Below are 18,284 nucleotides of genomic sequence, written 5' to 3'. Positions count from 1 at the left end.
CCGACACCGTCTTTAACGGGAGGCTCGCATGAACGGCCCGTCGCACCTCAAGGATCTCGCCCGCCACTATCTCCACAAGGATACCCACGCCCTTGGCGAGGAGGAGCTGAACGTCCTCGAATCGATCGACGCACATACGCCGATCGCCCGCGACGCCACTGACATCGACGACGATCAGGCCTCGTTCGGCGATCGCATGTCGGATCGCGTGGCCGCGGTCGGCGGCAGCTGGGGCTTCATCATCATGTTCACCGTGGTGCTGATCGGCTGGATGCTGCTCAACACCGACGTGCTGGTGCATTGGGGGCTGGAATTCGATCCATATCCCTATGTGTTCCTGAACCTGATGCTGTCGACTTTGGCCGCGATCCAGGCTCCGATCATCATGATGAGCCAGAATCGCCAGGCGGCGAAGGATCGCCTCGCCGCCAGCCATGATTATGAGGTGAACCTGCGCGCCGAGCTGGAGATCATGCGCCTGCACGACAAGCTCGACGCACTGCGCGCCGAGAACAGCCTGCTGACCCGCATGGTATTGGAACGGGAGAGACCCTGACACACTTGTGTGGCATAACAGCAACACCATATCAGCCGGGACCTGAACGGGGAGAGATATGAACCTCGAGAAACTGACCGACCGCGCCCGGGGCTTCCTCCAGTCGGCGCAGACCGTCGCGATTCGCATGAACCATCAGCGGATCGGCCCGGAACATATGTTGAAAGCCCTGCTCGAGGACGAGCAGGGCATGGCCTCCGGCCTCATCGCGCGAGCGGGCGGCGACGCGCGACGCGCCGTCAGCGAGACTGATCTCGCGCTCGGCAAGATCCCCGCCGTATCCGGCTCCGGCGCGCAGGGCACGCCCGGCGTCGACGCCGATCTCGTCCGCGTCCTCGATCAGGCCGAGCAGATCGCGACCAGGGCCGGCGACAGCTTCGTCACCGTCGAGCGGCTGCTGGTGGCGCTGGCGCTGGCGCTCAACACCCCCGCCGGCAAGGCGCTGCAGGCCGCCGGGGTCCGCGCCGACGCGCTCAACACCGCGATCAACGAGCTGCGCGGCGGCCGCACCGCCGATACCGCCACCGCCGAGGATCGCTATGACGCGCTCAAGAAGTTCGCGCGCGACCTCACCGCGACGGCGCGCGAAGGCAAGCTCGATCCGGTGATCGGCCGCGACGAGGAGATCCGCCGCACCATCCAGATCCTCGCGCGCCGCACCAAGAACAACCCGGTGCTGATCGGCGAGCCCGGCGTCGGCAAGACCGCCATCGCCGAGGGCCTTGCGCTGCGGATCGCCAATGGCGACGTGCCCGATACGCTCAAGGATCGCACGCTGATGGCGCTCGACATGGGCTCGCTCATCGCCGGCGCCAAATATCGCGGCGAGTTCGAGGAGCGGCTGAAGGGTGTGCTCGACGAGGTGAAGGGCGCCGAGGGGCAGGTGATCCTGTTCATCGACGAGATGCACACGCTGATCGGCGCCGGCAAATCCGAGGGCGCGATGGACGCCGGCAACCTGCTGAAACCCGCGCTGGCCCGCGGCGAGCTGCATTGCATCGGCGCGACCACGCTCGATGAATATCGCAAATATGTCGAGAAGGACCCCGCGCTCCAGCGCCGCTTCCAGCCCGTCTTCGTCGGCGAGCCGACCGTGCCGGACACCATCTCGATCCTGCGCGGCCTCAAGGAGAAGTACGAGCTGCACCATGGCGTGCGGATCACCGACGGCGCGCTCGTCTCGGCGGCGACGCTGTCCAACCGCTACATCACCGACCGCTTCCTGCCCGACAAGGCGATCGACCTGATGGACGAGGCGGCCAGCCGGCTGCGCATGGAGGTCGAATCCAAGCCCGAGGAGATCGAGGCGCTGGATCGCCGCATCATCCAGCTCAAGATCGAGCGCGAGGCGCTGCGCAAGGAGACCGACGACGCCTCGCGTGATCGGCTGGAGACGCTGGAAGGCGATCTCGCCCAGCTGGAGGAGCAATCCGCCGCCCTCACCCAGCGCTGGCAGGCCGAGAAGGACAAGATCGCCGGCGAGGCGAAGATCAAGGCCCAGCTCGACGAGGCCCGCATCCAGCTCGATCAGGCCCAGCGCGCCGGCGATCTGGCGCGCGCGGGCGAGCTGTCCTACGGCGTCATCCCGGGTCTTGAGAAGCAGCTTGCCGAGGCCGCGGGTGCCGCCGCCGGCGCGATGCTGCGCGAGGAGGTGACGCCCGAGGACATCGCCTCGGTGGTCAGCCGCTGGACCGGCATCCCCGTCGACAAGATGCTGGAGGGCGAGCGGGACAAGCTGCTCAACATGGAAGCGCAGATCGGCCGCCGCGTCATCGGCCAGCAGGATGCGGTGGACGCGGTGTCGCGCGCCGTGCGCCGCTCACGCGCCGGGCTTCAGGACCCGAACCGGCCGCTCGGCTCCTTCCTGTTCCTGGGGCCGACCGGCGTCGGCAAGACCGAGCTGACCAAGGCGCTCGCCGGCTTCCTGTTCGACGACGACGCCGCGATGGTGCGCATCGACATGAGCGAGTTCATGGAAAAGCATTCCGTCGCCCGGCTGATCGGCGCGCCGCCGGGCTATGTCGGCTATGAGGAAGGCGGCGTGCTCACCGAGGCGGTCAGGCGGCGGCCCTATCAGGTGGTGCTGTTCGACGAGGTCGAGAAGGCGCACTCCGACGTCTTCAACATCCTGCTTCAGGTGCTGGACGACGGGCGCCTGACTGATGGGCAGGGCCGCACGGTCGATTTCTCCAACACGCTGATCATCCTGACGTCCAACCTCGGCAGCCAGTATCTGGCCAACCTTGGCGAAGGCGAGCCGGTGTCCAATGTCGAGCCGCAGGTGATGGAGGTGGTCCGTAGCCATTTCCGCCCGGAATTCCTCAACCGGCTGGACGAGATCATCCTGTTCCACCGCCTCGGCCAGGAGCATATGGGCCCGATCGTCGACATCCAGGTCGGCCGCGTCGGCAAGCTGCTCGCCGAGCGCAAGGTGCGGCTGGAGCTGTCGGACGCAGCGCGGGCGTGGCTCGGCCGGGTCGGCTATGACCCGGTCTATGGCGCGCGGCCGCTGAAGCGCGCGGTGCAGAAATATCTGCAGGATCCGCTCGCCGACATGATCCTGCGCGGCCAGGTGAAGGACGGCGCCACCGTCCATATCGACGAAGGCGACGGCGCGCTGAGGCTGGAAGCGGCCTGACACGAAAAAGGGGGCCGGCACGTCGGCGCCGGCCCCCGATTTTCGCGCCGTGAAGCGGCCTAGAGCTTCACCCTCACGCCGACATACATCATGCGGCCGATATTATCGTAGATGGCGTCGCCGTCGGTCAGGCTGCCGGTGCCGAGCACGCCCAGCGGCGGCATCTTGTTGGTGAGGTTGTCGACGCCGCCGTAGAACTGGAAGTGATCGTTCACGTCCAGCGTGGCGCGGATATTGTGGTAGGTGACGCTCGGATAATAGACCCGATCGGCATAATAGGGGTCGAGCGGCGCCACGCCATAGGTGGTGTGCTGGGCCTCCCAGTCGGTGATCGACTGCTTGCCGATATAACGCAGCTGATAGCCGAGCGTGAACTTGTCGTGGGTCCAGTCGATCGAGGCGTTGAACGCGTAGATCGGATCGCCCAGCTCACCCTTGATGCGCTCGGGCTGGTCGGGCGAATCGAGATAGGGATAGTCGGTCCGGGTGCGCACCCAGTTGCCGATAAAGCGCAGCTGCACGCGATCCTTGTCGCCCAGCCGGTGGTTGTAGGCGACGTCGACGTCGAGGCCACGGGTCCGCTGCGCGGCGTAGTTGACCGACGCCTTGAGCAGCGCCGGGGCGCCGAACGTGTGGTCGGCATCACGCGGGTAGATCAGCTTGCAGAAGGTGTTGTCCAGGCTCGGCGCGTCGTAGCAGCCGTCGAGGATCGTCTGCGGCTCGACCGGCTGGATGACGTTGCTGATCTTCACATCATAATAATCGAGGGTCACCGTCAGGCCGGGCACCCAGCGCGGCTGGATGATCGCGCCGAAGGTGATGCTGCGCGATTTCTCGACCGTGAGATTGGAATTGCCGCCGGACAGGATTTCCAGCGTGGCCGCACGCGCCTCGGTGTTCTGGAAGCCGACGGGCACGCCCGCCGCCGCGCAGTTGGCGGGGCGGCTGGCCTTGCCGGCGTTGATGAAGTTGGCGTCGCACGGATCGTTCAGCGAATCATAGTCCTGCGAGGGCGAGCTGTAGAGATCGCCCAGGGTCGGCGCTCGGACCGAGCGCGAGTAATTGGCGCGGAACTTGATGTCGCGGATCGGCGCGTACATCACGCCGTAATTATAGGCCCAGACGGTGCCGGCCGAGCCCTTGTAATCGGCGACGCGCGCCGCGCCGTTCAGCGACAGCTCCTCGACGAACGGCAGGTTGGAAAGGAGCGGCACCTCCAGCTCGCCATAGGCCTCCTTCACCGCGAAGGAGGGCGGGTTGAACGGCTGGATGGCGTTGAGGAAGGTCGCCCCGCTGGTGACGAGATCGTCGTAATGATAGGCCGCCGTCTCGCGGCGATATTCCGCGCCGATCGCGAAGCGCACCGGGCCGCCCGGCAGCTCGAACAGCTGCGAGCTGTCGCCGGCCAGATTGGCGCTGATGTCGAGCTCCGTCGCCTTGCCCCAATAGCGCGACGTGGTGTTGATATAGTCGAGCGCCGCCTGGCTCGCCCGGCCGTTGCCGAGGATGTCGAGCGGCTGGCAGCCCGGATCGGTCACCGTCACCTGGTTGACGCGGCAGACGATCTGGCCGGCACCGTTCCGCACTGCGTCGATGGCGTTGTAGAAATTCTGCTCGATGCGGTTGTTGTAGAACTTGGTGCGCGTCTTGAGGTGGCCGTAGTCGACCGACACGTCGTAATGCCAGTCGTCGTTGAACGTGCCCTCGGCCCCGACCACGACGCGCCAGGTGTCGCGCTGCGGCGCCTCGTCGCGGGTGCCGAGATCGACATTGTTGCGGTTGAGCGCGAAGAAGGTCGAGCCGGCCGGCAGCAGGGACTGGATCGTCGCCCGCGCCTGCGGGTTCAGATAGGCATTGTCCAGCATGATCGGCGTGTAGATCAGATAGTTGAACGGCTCGGCAACGGCGCCGCCGTCCAGACCTTGCGGGCCGCCCTGCGAGAAGGTCGGGCCGCCCTGCGAGTACGCCTTCACCCGCACGAACTTCGCCTCGACGAACGGGCGGAAGGCGTCGGAGAAATCATAATGGCCGACGAGGTTGGCGACGTAACGCTGCACGCGCGGATTGAGCGTGCCGGTGTCGTTCAGGGTCGCGCCGTCGCCGCCCTGATTGTTGCCGGAGCCGACCGGGCGGAAATCCGTGCCGTAATTGCCTTCCTTCAGCGTGCCGTCGGGCTGGAACAGATAGACGCGCGGGAAGCCGTTGGGCAGGCACGCCCCGGCGGCGTCCGAGCAGTTGAAGACGCTGCCCTCGCTGTATGAGATGAAGCTGCCGCCATTCGAATAGCCGTAGCTGTGCACCCCGGTCAGGAACTGGCGGTTGGGGATGGTGTTGTCGGCGGAGGGATCATCGACGAGCTGGAACTGGCGGCGGCCGGCGAAGGCCCCGGTCAGCTTCGGCCGGTCGGCGAAGGTCACCAGGTTCTGCTGGCTATATTCCAGCGACACGGCAATGTTGCCGCGGCCTTCCGAGAAATTGGTGCCGAAGGTGCCGGACAGGCGATAGGTGCCGCGATCGCCATAGCTGGTGATGCCGCCCTGGGCGTTCAGGTTGACGCCCTCGAAGTCCTTCTTGAGCACGAAGTTGACGACGCCGGCCATCGCGTCCGAGCCATAGACGGCCGAGCTGCCGCCGGTGACGATGTCGACCCGCTCCAGCAGGTCGGTCGGGATGGTGTTGGTGTCGATCTGGAACTCGCCCTCGACCGAGGTGATGTGGCGGCGGCCGTTGACCAGCACCAGCGTGCGCGGCACGCCAAGGCCGCGCAGGTCGAGGATATTGAGGCCGGTGGTGCCGATATACTGGGTCGAGTTGGAGCTGCTGTAGCTCGAGCGCAGCGACGGCAGGTTGTTGAGCTGGTCGCCGACGGACACGTCGCCGGTGCGGGTCAGGTCGCCCACCGACACGCTCGTCACCGGGACGGGGGAGGACAATGTCGGGCTGAAGATGCGCGTGCCGGTGACGACGATCGCTTCTTCGGAAGCCGTGTCGGCGGCGGCGACCTGGTCCTGCGCCATCAGTGGCGTAGCCGTGCAGAACGTGCCGACAAGCAGGGTGGACGCCAGCAGGCGCCCGCGCAAATTAGTGGCCATTGAACCTTCCCCTTGTTTCTACGCCCTCCGCGAGACGCGGTGAAAGGCGCATGGAGACCGGCAACTCCCCCCAAGGGCCGGTCGGAATGCCGCCTTTCTATTGGCTGAACGCAAGGGCAGGCAAGCTGGAGCCGCCGGGGCATCGGGTTCGCGGCCGGGTGTAGCCCGGATGCCACATCTTGTGACCGTAAAAAAAGGGCGGGCCCGCAGGCCCGCCCCATGTTTCGTCCGGCGTTCCGGATCAGAAACCGAAGTTCGCGCCGACGCGGAACGTGCGGCCGATGACGCCGGCATAGTGCCAGGTCGGCAGATAGTTGATGCCCGAATAGGAAGACGGGGCGATCGGCGCCTTCGCGTTCGTGAAGTTGCCGACGTTGATGTAGAAGGTGAACTTGTCGTTGACCTGCAGCGACGCATTCAGATCCGAGTAGATGAAGCGGCGGATGTGGCAGAAATCCTCACCCGTGCCATACAGGTTGCCGCCCTCGCACGACAGATCCTCGCCCTCGTCGGCGGCGACGTTCTTGATCTTGGAGACGTAGTAGGTCGTCGCCGTGAGCGAGAACTTGCCGAACTGGAGCGTGTTCTGCCAGTTGCCGCGCCACTTCGGCGTGCCAGCGCCCGACGAAAGCTCGTACGGGCCCATCGTGCCGACATACTTCTGGACGAGGCCGTTCTGGGTGACGTTGTACTTGAACACGTCGGTCACGTCGATGCGGCTGGTCCACTTGATGTTGTCGCCCAGCGGCACGTTCGCCGTCGCCGAGAAATCCAGACCCGTGGAGAGCTGGCTCGCGGCGTTGACATAGGGCGCGCTGATCACGAGCACGCGCGGCAGCGCGGTCGGGAACAGCGGGTCGACGCCGTCGATGGCGGCCACCGTGTAGCCCTCCGGCAGCGGCGTGCCGGCGAAGTAGGCGGCACGCGCCGCGCCGAGGTCCGGACCGGTGACGATGACGTCGGTCTTCTTGACGTTGTAATAGTCGACGGTGAAGCTCAGCCACGGCACCGGCTGGGCGACGATGCCCGCGGTGAAGCTGCGCGACTTCTCCGGCTTCAGGTTCGGGTTGCCGTTGACGCCCTGGCCGGTCGAATAGGCCTGGGCATAGGGGTTGGTGTTACCGGCAGAAAGCAGGCCGCCATGGGCGAGCTGGAAGCTCTCGGGCGGCGTGACCGTCACGAAGCCCGGGAAGTTGGACCGGGGATTGCTCTCCGCGAAGGTCGGCGCGCGGAAGCCCTTCGACCAGGTACCGCGGACGAGCAGCTCGCGCATCGGCTTGAAGGTCGCGCCGATCTTCGGCGAGAACCGGCTAAAGCCCTCCGAATAATGGTCGTAACGGCCCGAAGCGGTCAGCTCGAGCGGGTCGAGCACCGGAGCGGAGATTTCGAAATAGCCCGCCGACACGGTGTGCTTGCCGAACGATGCGGCGGTGTTGGCGAACTTCAGCTTGTCCGGGTTGATGCCGGGGTTGTTCTGCACCTCGTGGCGCACCTGGCCGCCGACGGCGATCTGGAGCGGGCCGCCCGGCAGGTCCATCAGCGACTTGCTGACCGATGCGTCGAGCGAGACCATCGAGGTGTAGGAATGGGTGGTGTAGGTCGGCGAGATCTGGTCGCGCACGGCCTGGGTGTTCAGGGCCGGATTGACGAAGTTGTACGCGCCGGTGTTGATCGCGCTCTTCAGGCCGGCAATGTCGACCACGCCACGGTTGGTGATGTCGAGATTGTCCTTGGCGGCGACGGCATCGACCTGCCAGTTCCAGTCGTCGCCGACCGACCCGCGCAGGCCCGCGGCCGCGCGCAGCACCTCGTTCTGGCGATGCGTGCCGACCGGGATGTCGCCGAAGCGATAGTAGATGCGCGCCGCACCCGCCGCCGGATCATTGGCGAATGCCGCCGCATAGGGGTTGTTCGGGTTCAGGCGGCGATCGGCCGCAGTGACGCAGTTGATGCCCGCCGAGCAGATATAGACCGGCAGCACCACGCCCGGCGCGGTCGACGACATGGCCGGCGACGCGCCATAGGGCTGCTGCTGGCGGATCGGCGCCGGCAGAGCCCGGATGTCGACGATGTTGCGGGAGAAGCTGCCGCTGACATAGCCCTCGATATTGTCGCTGATCCGCACGCTAAGGCGGCCGGTGACCGAGTAGCGCTCCTGGTCGGGCTGGATCTGCGAATAGGTGTTCTGCAGGTCATAGCGGCAGCCGGTGCCGCCGGCCGCGCCGGCGACGGTGAAGGTGCCGTTCGGGCAGTTGCCGAGGCCGAGCGTCGTGTAGGTGCCGGTCGGCACCGAGCCGCCCGAGAACGGATTGTTGAGGTCGCTCTGGCCGGCGAGACGCACCACCGCGCTCGGCGAGCCGTTGCTCGGCGCCAGCGAATTGTCAGTGGGATTGTTGTCGATGCCGCCGATCGAGGTCAGATCATTGGTGTTGTACGGGAAGGCGCGATCCTTGACGGCGACGCGGCCATCCTTCTGATACTCGCCGTTGACGTAGAAATTCCAACCCTTCTCGTCATAATCGCCGAAGCCGGCGGTCAGGTTGGCGCGGTAGCGCGGCGCATCGCCATGGGCGCTGACGCCGGCTTCCACGGTGCCGGCGACACCGTTGAACTGCTTCTTCATGATGATGTTGACGACGCCGCCGATGGCGTCCGCGCCATAGATGGAGGACGCGCCGTCCTTCAGCACCTCGACCCGCTCGACCGCGCTGAACGGAATCGAGTTGAGGTCGACATAGGCGTTGTGGCCGTCATCGTTGATCGGGAAGTTGGTCGAGCGCAGGCCGTCGATCAGGACCAGCGTCGAGGACACGCCGAGGCTGCGCAGCGACACCGCGGCGCCGCCGGCGGAGAAGCCGCTCTGGAAGCCGGTGGAGATCGAGCCGGCGCCGTCCGCGGAGATCGAGCGGATCGCGTCGTTGATGTTGGTGATGCCCGCCTTGGTGAGCGACTCGGTGGTCAGCTGGGTGACCGGCGACGCCGTCTCGGTGTCGATGCGGCGGAGCAGCGAGCCGGTGACGACGATTTCTTCGGCCGGAGCCGCGTTGTCGGAGGCAGGCGCGGTCTGCGCGAAGCTCGGCGAGGCAATGAGAGCGGTACCGAGAGCGAGCGGCGCCGCGCCCGATCGGAGCGCGATGCGCCCGTAATGTTTGAACGACTTGGTCATGAAAAGTCTTCCCCTTATCGCCTGCCTTGCGGGCATGGCGCCGGATTGGACCGCCTCGCGATGCCGGTTCCCCGGCGCGCGCCTTCTGCGGCATGGGGGCTTTGGTGCAACACTGTGATCTCAACTGTCTAGGATGACACCATGCGCGCCCCACTGTTCACGGCCGCGTGTCACCTTTTCGCAACATAATTCACAGGTTGTTGCGCAAAAACGCCGCCCGCTGTTCATTTCTTTCGATGGGTCTGGCCGGGCCCGCCGGCGATGTCGGGCGGCGACACGCGACACCCCCGGAACGACAGGAAGGGGCGAGCCGGTCCGGCCCGCCCCCGAGAATCTGTCGTCCCGATCAGAAGCCGAACTTGGCCCCGACGCGGAAGGTACGGCCGACGACACCCGGCAGATGCCAGGTGGCGATGAAGTTCGAGCCGCCGGCCGCGATCGGCGCCTTCTCGTTCGTGAAGTTTCCGACGTTGATGTAGAAGGTGTATTGATCGTTGACCTTAAACGAGGCGTTCAGGTCGGTGTAGATGAATTTGCCGATATAGCAGAACTTGTCGCCCGTTCCGTACAGATTGTGGGCGCAGGACAGGTCCGTCGATCCCGAATCCGCGGCGACGTTCTTGATCCGCCCGACAAAATAGGTGGTGGTGGACAGCGTCAGATTGTGGATCTGGAGGCTGTTTTGCCAGTTGGCGCGCCATTTCGGCGTGCCGGCGCCGGCGGAAAGGGCCGACGGCCCCTTGGTGCCTTCGAACTTCTGGACGATGCCCTCGGCGGTGGTCGTGCTATATTCCAGCACATAGGTGCCGTTGACGGTGCTGTTCAGCTTGATGCCGTCGGCGATGCCGATCCGCGCGGCCGCCGAAAAGTCGATGCCGGTGGAGATCTCGCTGGCGCTGTTGCCGAATGGCGACGCGATGAGCGTCGCACGCGGGAGCGCGTTGGGGAACAGCGGATCGGGTTCGCCCACCGCCAGCAGCACATAGTTGGGCGGCAGCGCCTGGCCGGTATAATAATTGTTGAACGCCTCGCCGATACGCGGCGCCATGACGATCACGTCGGTCTTCTTGATGTTGTAATAATCGACCGTGAGATCGAAATCGCGCGTCGGCGAGATGACGGTGCCGACCGTGAAGCTCCGCGATTTCTCGGGCTTCAGGTCCGGGTTGCCGGAAAAGCCGCCGCGAGCCGAGCGGCTGGCCGTGACATAGGCCGCGTTGGGGCCGCCATGGGCGGCAATGTACGCCTCGGGCAACGGCACGGTGAAGCTGCCGGAGAAGCCGGAGGTCGGATCACGCTCGGCGAAGCTCGGCGCACGGAAACCACGCGACCAGGTGCCGCGCAGCATCACCTGGCGGATCGGCTTGAACGTCGCGCCGACCTTGGGCGAGAAGGCGCTGAACCCCTCCGAGTAATTGTCGTAGCGGCCCGAACCGGTCAGTTCGAGCGTCGGCAGCACCGGCGCGGAAACCTCGAAGAAGCCCGCCGAGACGGTGTGCTTGCCGAACGCGCCGGCGGTGGTGGCGAACTTGGTCAGGTCCGGGTTCATGCCCGGGCTGTGCTGCACCTCGCGCCGCACCTGGCCGCCAACGGCCACCTGCAACGGGCCGCCGGGCAATTCCATCAGCGACTTCGCCAGCGAGGCGTCGAACGACACCATCGAGGTCCAGTTGCGGGAGGTATAGACCGGCGCGACGATGTCGCGCACCGCCTGGGTGTTCAGGCTCGGATTGACGAAATTGTAGGCGCCGGTGTTGATCACCTGACGCAGGCCGGCAATGTCGAGTGTGCCGTAATTGGTGTTGTTGAGGACATCCTTGGCGGCGACGATGTCCGCCTTCCAGTTCCAGTCCTCGCCGAACGAGCCCTCCAGCCCCGCGTTGGCGCGGTAGACCTCGTTGACGTTGCGGGTGCGCGCCTGGATGTCGCCGAACAGATAGTAGATGCGCGCCGCTCCGTTCGCCGGATCGTTGGCATAGGCCGCGGCATAGGGGTTGTTCGGGTTCAGCCGGCGATCGGCCGCGGTGACGCAGTTGACGCCCGCCGCGCAGACATAGACCGGCAGCGCGATCTGCTGCGAGCTGTCGGTGGTCGGCCCGCGATAGGGCTGCACCTGGGCGATGTTGGTCGGGTTGTTGATATAATCGCCGACGCTGCGCGAATAGGAGCCGACGAGGTGCGCCTCGATAGTGTCGCTCAGCCGCGCGGCGAGATGCGCCGTCACCGAGTAGCGCTCCTGCTTCGGCACGATCTGGCCATATTCGTCGGTGATGTTGTGCTTGCAGCCGGTTCCCCCGGCAGCGCCCGCGACGGTGAACGTGCCGTAGGAGCAATTGGCGAGGTTGGTGAGCGTCGTGTAGGTGCCGGTCGGGGACGGCGCCACCAGCCCGCTGCCGTTGAACGGATCGTTGAGGTTGATCTGGTTGACGCGGCGCACCTTGGCGTCGGGCGTCGCGGTGGACAGCGTGTCGTCGGCGCTGTTGCGGTCGAGGCCGCCGATCGAGCTGATGTCCGCGGTGTTGTAGGGGAAGCCGACGTCATGGTTGGAGACCCGGCCGGTCAGCTGGTATTCGCCGTTGACGTAGAGATTCCAGCCCTGCGATTCATAGTCGCCGAAGCCGACCGTGAGGTTGGCGCGGTAGCTCTGGCCGTCGCCGCGGGTCGTCGCCCCGCCCTCGAGCTGGCCGGCGACGCCGGTGAAACGCTTCTTGAGGATGATGTTGACGACGCCGCCGATCGCGTCGGCGCCGTAGAGCGAGGAGGCGCCATCCTTCAGCACCTGGATTTCCTGCACGGCGCTGAACGGCACCGAATTGAGGTCGACGAAGCTGATATGGCCGTCGTCGTTCATCGGGAAGCCGACCGAGCGCAGCCCGTCGATCAGGGTCAGCGTCGCGCCGGCACCGACGTTGCGCAGCGACACCGTCGAGGCGCCGCCCGAGAAGGAACTGCGCGTCGAGGCGATCGAGCCCGCGCCGTCCGCGGCGATCGAGCGCACCGCCTGGCTGACGTCGGTGACGCCCGCCTTGGCCAGCGTGTCGGTGGTCAGCATCGTCACCGGCGAGGCCGTCTCGGTATCGATCGCGCGGCGGAACAGCGAGCCGGTGACGATGATCTCCTCGGGCCGGCCGGCCGCGTCGGCGGCGGCGGCGGGGGTTTCCTGCGCAAAGCCCGGCGTGGCGATGAGCGCCGCGCCGAGCGCCACCGGAGCCGCGCCGGTGCGGAGCGCGAGGCGCGCATAATGCTTGAACGATCTGGTCATTGATTTCCCCCTGTTTGCCCGCCCGGGCCGCGTGATCGATGGCCCCGCGCTGCCCATGCGCAGGGTTTTTTGTGGCAACAACAGGCTGGGGGCCTTGGCTGTCCAGCAAGACAGTGTCGAAATGACAGTTTTTGCGATCACCTGTTACACTTGCGCAACATACATCGCAGCATACCGTAGAACATTGCCAGCTTATGGCATTTTATGCTGATATGCAGCAATTTTCTTGCTCGGCCGATCAGCCGGCCGGCATCGGCCCGGCGAGCAGCAGCGGATCGATGCGCGCATCCCGCCATTTCAGGCTCCAATGGAGATGCGGCCCAGTGGCGCGGCCCGTCATGCCAACCGCGCCGATGATCTGGCCCTGGCGGACATGGTCGCCGGGCTTCACGTCGATGCGCGACAAATGGAGGAAGCTGGAATTCAGCCCCATGCCATGATCGACCATCAGCAGATTGCCCTCCAGCGTGAAGGGATGATCGGCGGCAAGGATCACGACGCCGTCCGCCGGCGCCGCCACCGGCGTGCCCGCAGGCCGCGCGACATCGGTGCCCGAATGATAGGCGCCCTTCTCGCCGCGATAGACGCGTTGCGATCCGAACAGCCCGCTGATCCGCCCGGTGATCGGCCAATGGAAAGACTGGGTCCAGCCGGCGGCGTCGGTGCCGATGGCGCGGGCGGCGGCGATCTGGCGCAGCTCCTCGCCGCGGATGCGCAGGAACTCGGGGCTGGGCGAGGTGCCCTTGGGGATGGGCAGTTCCTCGATCTCCCAGGCGCGCGGCGCGACGGCGAGGGTCTCGGTCTGTCGCCGCCCGTCCGGCAGAATGGCGATGAGCGTGGCTTGCGGCCCGGCATCGCGGTCGAAGGCGATGATGAAGCGCCCGTCAGGCGCGGTCGGCACCGGCTTTCCGTCGAGGATGATCTGGGTGCCGGCGGGCGCCGTGCCGTGGATCAGCCCGCCCTGGATGCGCTCGCCGGTGAGGACAGGTCCGGGCAAGGGCGCCGGCGGCGGTGTCACCGGCGCGGCAGGCGGGGGCGCCGGCGCTGTCATCGCGGTACGCGGCGGCGCGGACGGCGCCACGCAGCCGGCCAGCGCCACCATCGCGAGGATAGCGGCGCCGCATGTCGTGCCCCCGGTCCGTTCGCTCCCGGCGAAGCCCGAGCCGGCAGTTCTCATGGTGCCGCCCGACCGGCGGGGAAGGTTCGGACGGAGCGGGGCCGTCACTGGCCGAGCGCGGCGCGGGTGGCGATCTCCGGCGTGGCATAGGCTTCCTGTCTGGCCACCGACCAGTAGCGCAGATGGTCGAGCGGAATCGGCGCTCCCGACACGGCGCAAACCACGTGATCGCCGGGCGACAGCAGGCGGAAGCCATTGTCGAGGAAGCGAAGGCGGGCGGGGCGGCCGGCCCCCTGGGACATCAGCATGTGTGTGGACTTTCTCTCTATCCGTCATGCCGAACCTGTTTCGGCATCCACGCCCCCACGAACTCCGGAGCCTGTGGCGGGGCGGACCCCGAAACGCGTTCAGGGTGACGGGTCTAGGTAATGACCCTATATCAGAAAAGCGATTCCTGTCCCGGCGGATGGTCCCCCTGGCGCGGCCGCTCAACCCGGGGGCCGGCCGGGCCGGCCTGTACATCCACCGTGCCGTCGGCGAAATGCAGCGTCAGCGCGCCGGCCGCCCGCGCCTCGCCGGCGCTGGCGACGACCCCGCCAGTGCGCTTCGACACCCACGCATAGCCCTTCTGCAACGGCCGCTCGGGATGGAGGCTCGCCGCCAGCCGCCACAGCGCGTCGAGCTGCGCCCGATCCCGCGCCAGCCGATCCTGCAACAGTCGCGGCCGGAGCGCGCCCGCCGCATGCGCCAGATCGCCGCGCGCCACCGCCAGCCGCCGCCCCAGCGCGCGCGGCAGCCGATCGCCGGCATCGTCGAGCCGCTGGCGCTGGGGGCTGAGGATCGCATCCGGCGCCGGCAGCCGCCGCGCGACATTTGCCAGCCGCTCGCCCGCCCGCTCGTGATAACGGCGCGCGCAGCGGTTCATGCGCCGGCCCTGATCCTCGATCATCGCGATGAGGTCGCCGCGCACCGGCACCGCCATCTCGGCGGCGGCGGTCGGCGTCGGCGCGCGCCGGTCGGCGGCGAAATCGCAGAGCGTGGTGTCCGTCTCATGCCCCACCGCCGAGATCACCGGGATTGGCGAGGCGGCGACGGCGCGCACCACCGCCTCCTCGTTGAACGCCCACAGATCCTCGATCGAGCCGCCCCCCCGTGCGACGATGACGAGGTCCGGCGGGCTCTCCATCGCGCCGAAGCCGCGCACGGCGGCCGCCACCTGTTCGGCCGCGCCCTCGCCCTGCACCGCCACCGGCCACACCAGCACGCGCGTCGGGCAGCGGTCGGCCAGCCGATGGAGGATGTCGCGGATCACCGCGCCGGTCGGCGAGGTGACGACGCCGATGGTCCGCGGCAGGAACGGCAGGGGCCGCTTGCGCGCCTCGTCGAACAATCCCTCGGCGGCGAGCGCGCGGCGGCGCTGGTCGAGCAGCGCCATCAGCGCGCCCTGGCCTGCCAGCTCCAGCCGATCGATGACGATCTGATATTTGGACCGGCCCGGATAGGTCGTCAGCCGGCCGGTGGCGATGACCTCGATGCCGTCCTCGGGACGGAAGCGCAGCAGCGCCGCCTGCCCCTTCCAGATCACCCCGTCGATGCAGGCGCGATCATCCTTCAGCGTCAGATAGCAGTGGCCGGACGAATGGCGCTTGAATCCGGACACTTCGGCGCGCACCCGGACATGGCCGAACGCATCCTCCACCGCCCGCTTGAGGGCGCCCGAAAGCTCGGACACGGTGAGCGCCGGCGCGTTGTCGCCCGGCAACTCCTCGGCTAGGAGGCCGCCGGCAGCGGAGAAAGAGGTGGCCATGAAAATCCTGTTGATCGGATCGGGTGGCCGGGAAGATGCGCTCGCCTGGAAGCTTTCGCAATCGCCCCTGCTGACGACGCTCTACGCCGCGCCCGGCAATGCCGGCATTTGCGGGCGCGCCGAATGCGTCGCGGTGGACGTCACGGATCATGCCGCCGTCCTCGCCTTCGCCCGCGACAAGGCCATCGACCTCGTCGTCATCGGGCCGGAACAGCCGCTGGTCGACGGGCTCGCCGATACGCTGCGCGGGGCCGGCGTGCGCGTGTTCGGTCCGTCGGCGGCGGCGGCCCAGCTGGAAGGCTCGAAGGGTTTCACCAAGGATCTCTGCACCCGCGCCGGCATTCCGACCGCCGCCTATGCGCGCTTCGACGGCGCGGCGGCCGCGCTCGCCGACATGGATCGCTTCGGCCTGCCGCTGGTGGTCAAGGCGGACGGGCTCGCCGCCGGCAAGGGCGTGGTCATCGCCGAGAACCGGGGCGAGGCCGAGGCGGCGATCCGCGCCGTCGACGGCCCGATGGTGCTGGAGGCGTTCCTCACCGGCGAGGAGGCGAGCTTCTTCGCCATCGCGGACGGGACGGACGTCATCGCCTTCGGATCCGCGCAGGATCACAAGCGCGTCGGCGAGGGTGATACCGGCCCGAACACCGGCGGCATGGGCGCCTATTCCCCGGCCCGGGTGCTGACCCCGGCGCTGGAAGCCCGCGTCATGGACGAGATCGTCCGCCCCACCGTGCGCGCCATGGCGGACGCCGGCACGCCGTTTCAGGGCGTGCTGTTCGCCGGGCTGATGCTGACGGCGGACGGCCCGCAGCTGATCGAATATAATGCCCGCTTCGGTGATCCCGAATGCCAGGTGCTGATGAGCCGGCTGGACAGCGATCTGCTGCCGCTGCTGATCGCCGCCGCCGATGGCCGCCTCGGCGAGGTGAGCCCGCGCTGGTCCGACGATGTCGCGCTGACCGTGGTGATGGCGGCAGAAGGCTATCCGGGCACCCCCCGCACCGGCACCGTCATTCGCGGCGTGCCGGCGGAGGGGGAGGCGACGCGCACGTTCATCGCCGGCGCGAAGCGGGATGCCCAGGGCAACCTCGTCGCCAGCGGCGGGCGGGTGCTGTGCGTCACCGCCCGCGCGAAGGACGTGACGGAGGCGCGCGCCCGCGCTTATGCTGTGGTCGACGCGATCGACTGGCCGGAAGGCTTCTGCCGCCGCGATATCGGCTGGCGGGAGGCCGCGCGCGAACACGCATCCGGCCGGTAAGACAGGCGCAAGGGAGAGAGACTCGTGGATACGCAAAGCCTCGTCATCATCCTCGTCGCGCTGGCGGCGATCCTCGCCGTGGTGCTGTTGCTGCGCGGCCGCCGCCAGCGGGTCGCGCTCAGCGAGCAGCCGGTCGCCGAGCCCGAGCGGCGCACCTTCGCGCCGACCCCCAGGGAGGCGAAGCCCGCCGGCCCTGTGATGCCGCGCCCTGAGCCCGAGGTTGCCGCCGCCAAGGCCGGCACGCCGCCCGTGGGCCTCGCCCCGTTGCCGGTGTCATTCTCGCCCGCCGCGCCGGGTACGCCGGTCCCCGGCGACGCGCTGACCATGCTCAAGGGCCTCGGCCCCAAGGCCGCCGCGCAGCTCAACGCGCTCGGCGTCACCCGCTTCACCGATCTCGCCGCGCTGGACGAGGCCGGCGTGGACGCGCTCGACGCGCAGATGGGCAGTTTCAGGGGCCGCATCCGTCGCGACCAGTGGGTGGAGCAGGCGCGCCTCCTCGCCGATGGCGACCGCGCCGCGTTCGAGGCGCGCTACGGCAAGATCAGCTGAAGGGGACGCGCCGCGGTCGGCCGCATGACCAGCCGGCCAGTTGAGTTCGGGCAAGCCGCCACGGATGCTGATGCCTCATGAGTGCATCGGCATAGGGAGCGCGCGTGGGCTGGCTGATTTTCCTCGCCATCGCCGTCTGGCTGTTCTTCGCCTACAACAGGCTCAGGGCGGCGGCGGAGAATGTGAAGCGGCGGCAGGCCAATATCGCCGCCACGGTGAAGAAGCGGCATGATGTCGCCCAGCGGCTGTCGGATATCGCCGCGAGCTATGGCGACCATGAAAAGCTCACCCATTTCACGGTCGTCGAAGGCGACAGCCTGGCGCGCGCCAACATGGCCGCGGCCGATGCGGCGCGGGTCATCGGCAATGTCCAGATGCTGGCGCAGCGCTTTCCGGACCTCAAGGCGAACGGCACCTATCAGCAGCTGATGGCCCAGCTCGAAGGCATAGAGACGACGATCCTCGAGCGGCGCGAAGCCTATAACGCCGCCGCCCAGGGCTATAACGCGCTGCGCGGCAGCCTCCCCCACCTGCTCTATGCGGAAAAGCTGGGCTTTGCCGAGGCGCCCTATTTCGCCGCCGACGAGGCCGCCGAGGAACGGCTGGCCTCATTCACCACCGACGACGGCAGGATCCTGCGCGAAGGCATGGGGCGGATGGCCGCACTGGCGACCAGCCACGCGCAGGGCGCGGCGGAGCGGCTCAAGGCTTCGAACGCGAAACGTGCCGCCGATCCGCAGGAAGCCGACGACGCCGGCGATCCCACCCCCCAATCCTGAACGCCGGGCAACTGAACGGACGGCAACGCATCGTCCAGCATTCTTTCAGCTGCGTAATGG

11 protein-coding genes are annotated in these 18,284 nt (G+C 67.5%); 5 read left to right on the top strand and 6 right to left on the bottom strand.

The annotated features are described in order from the left end of the window. Positions 1-28 precede the first annotated feature (28 nt). Both KOF26_RS04140 and clpB read left to right on the top strand, forming a co-directional pair. The gene (locus KOF26_RS04140) at positions 29-556 is read left to right on the top strand and encodes a DUF1003 domain-containing protein (RefSeq protein WP_216320572.1); all 528 of its coding nucleotides are present in this window, start codon (positions 29-31) and stop codon (positions 554-556) included. A gap of 58 nt (positions 557-614) precedes the next feature. Then, complete coding sequence (clpB, locus tag KOF26_RS04135; RefSeq protein ID WP_216320569.1) at positions 615-3,194, top strand: ATP-dependent chaperone ClpB; 2,580 nt, start codon at positions 615-617, stop codon at positions 3,192-3,194. Between the two features lie 59 nt (positions 3,195-3,253). Here clpB and KOF26_RS04130 read toward each other — a convergent pair whose 3' ends face one another. The 6 genes from KOF26_RS04130 to xseA form a co-directional block, all read right to left on the bottom strand. Then, a complete protein-coding gene (locus KOF26_RS04130; RefSeq protein WP_216320566.1) occupies positions 3,254-6,286 on the bottom strand; it encodes a TonB-dependent receptor domain-containing protein in 3,033 nt (1,010 codons plus the stop codon). A gap of 241 nt (positions 6,287-6,527) precedes the next feature. Further along, complete coding sequence (locus KOF26_RS04125) at positions 6,528-9,452, bottom strand: TonB-dependent receptor plug domain-containing protein (protein WP_216320563.1); 2,925 nt, start codon at positions 9,450-9,452, stop codon at positions 6,528-6,530. Between the two features lie 346 nt (positions 9,453-9,798). Then, positions 9,799-12,714: a TonB-dependent receptor domain-containing protein gene (locus tag KOF26_RS04120; protein ID WP_216320560.1), complete on the bottom strand. Its 2,916-nt coding sequence runs from the start codon at positions 12,712-12,714 to the stop codon at positions 9,799-9,801. A 238-nt stretch (positions 12,715-12,952) separates the two neighbouring features. Further along, the gene (locus KOF26_RS04115; RefSeq protein WP_253201149.1) at positions 12,953-13,807 is read right to left on the bottom strand and encodes a M23 family metallopeptidase; all 855 of its coding nucleotides are present in this window, start codon (positions 13,805-13,807) and stop codon (positions 12,953-12,955) included. A 128-nt stretch (positions 13,808-13,935) separates the two neighbouring features. Continuing rightward, positions 13,936-14,139: a DUF2093 domain-containing protein gene (locus KOF26_RS04110; RefSeq protein ID WP_216320558.1), complete on the bottom strand. Its 204-nt coding sequence runs from the start codon at positions 14,137-14,139 to the stop codon at positions 13,936-13,938. Positions 14,140-14,270: 131 nt separating this feature from the next. Further along, complete coding sequence (gene xseA, locus KOF26_RS04105; protein WP_216320553.1) at positions 14,271-15,638, bottom strand: exodeoxyribonuclease VII large subunit; 1,368 nt, start codon at positions 15,636-15,638, stop codon at positions 14,271-14,273. Here xseA and purD point away from each other — a divergent pair. The 3 genes from purD to KOF26_RS04090 all read left to right on the top strand — a co-directional run bounded on the left by purD (position 15,637) and on the right by KOF26_RS04090 (position 18,224). After that, entirely contained in the window at positions 15,637-16,896 is a 1,260-nt protein-coding gene (gene purD / locus KOF26_RS04100; RefSeq protein ID WP_216320549.1) for a phosphoribosylamine--glycine ligase, read from the top strand. The genes xseA and purD overlap by 2 nt on opposite strands. Before the next feature lie 24 nt (positions 16,897-16,920). Further along, positions 16,921-17,445, top strand: a complete 525-nt coding sequence (locus KOF26_RS04095) for a helix-hairpin-helix domain-containing protein (RefSeq protein ID WP_216320546.1) — start codon at positions 16,921-16,923, stop codon at positions 17,443-17,445. Positions 17,446-17,549: 104 nt separating this feature from the next. Next, positions 17,550-18,224 (top strand): LemA family protein, encoded by a 675-nt coding sequence (locus KOF26_RS04090; RefSeq protein WP_216320543.1) that lies wholly within the window; start codon positions 17,550-17,552, stop codon positions 18,222-18,224. Positions 18,225-18,284 lie beyond the last annotated feature (60 nt).

The organism is Sphingomonas quercus (assembly GCF_018863195.1).
Lineage (GTDB): Bacteria > Pseudomonadota > Alphaproteobacteria > Sphingomonadales > Sphingomonadaceae > Solisphingomonas > Solisphingomonas quercus.
Note: the sequence above shows the minus strand (reverse complement) of the source record. Positions and strands in the feature narration are given on the sequence as shown.

What these genes read in the sequence shown, in the direction of transcription:
- KOF26_RS04125 (WP_216320563.1), bottom strand. Translation starts at nt 9,452, where the DNA reads ATGACCAAGTCGTTCAAACATTACGGGCGCATCGCGCTCCGATCGGGC.
- KOF26_RS04110 (WP_216320558.1), bottom strand. Translation starts at nt 14,139, where the DNA reads ATGCTGATGTCCCAGGGGGCCGGCCGCCCCGCCCGCCTTCGCTTCCTC.
- purD (WP_216320549.1), top strand. Translation starts at nt 15,637, where the DNA reads ATGAAAATCCTGTTGATCGGATCGGGTGGCCGGGAAGATGCGCTCGCC.
- clpB (WP_216320569.1), top strand. Translation starts at nt 615, where the DNA reads ATGAACCTCGAGAAACTGACCGACCGCGCCCGGGGCTTCCTCCAGTCG.
- KOF26_RS04120 (WP_216320560.1), bottom strand. Translation starts at nt 12,714, where the DNA reads ATGACCAGATCGTTCAAGCATTATGCGCGCCTCGCGCTCCGCACCGGC.
- KOF26_RS04140 (WP_216320572.1), top strand. Translation starts at nt 29, where the DNA reads ATGAACGGCCCGTCGCACCTCAAGGATCTCGCCCGCCACTATCTCCAC.
- xseA (WP_216320553.1), bottom strand. Translation starts at nt 15,638, where the DNA reads ATGGCCACCTCTTTCTCCGCTGCCGGCGGCCTCCTAGCCGAGGAGTTG.
- KOF26_RS04130 (WP_216320566.1), bottom strand. Translation starts at nt 6,286, where the DNA reads ATGGCCACTAATTTGCGCGGGCGCCTGCTGGCGTCCACCCTGCTTGTC.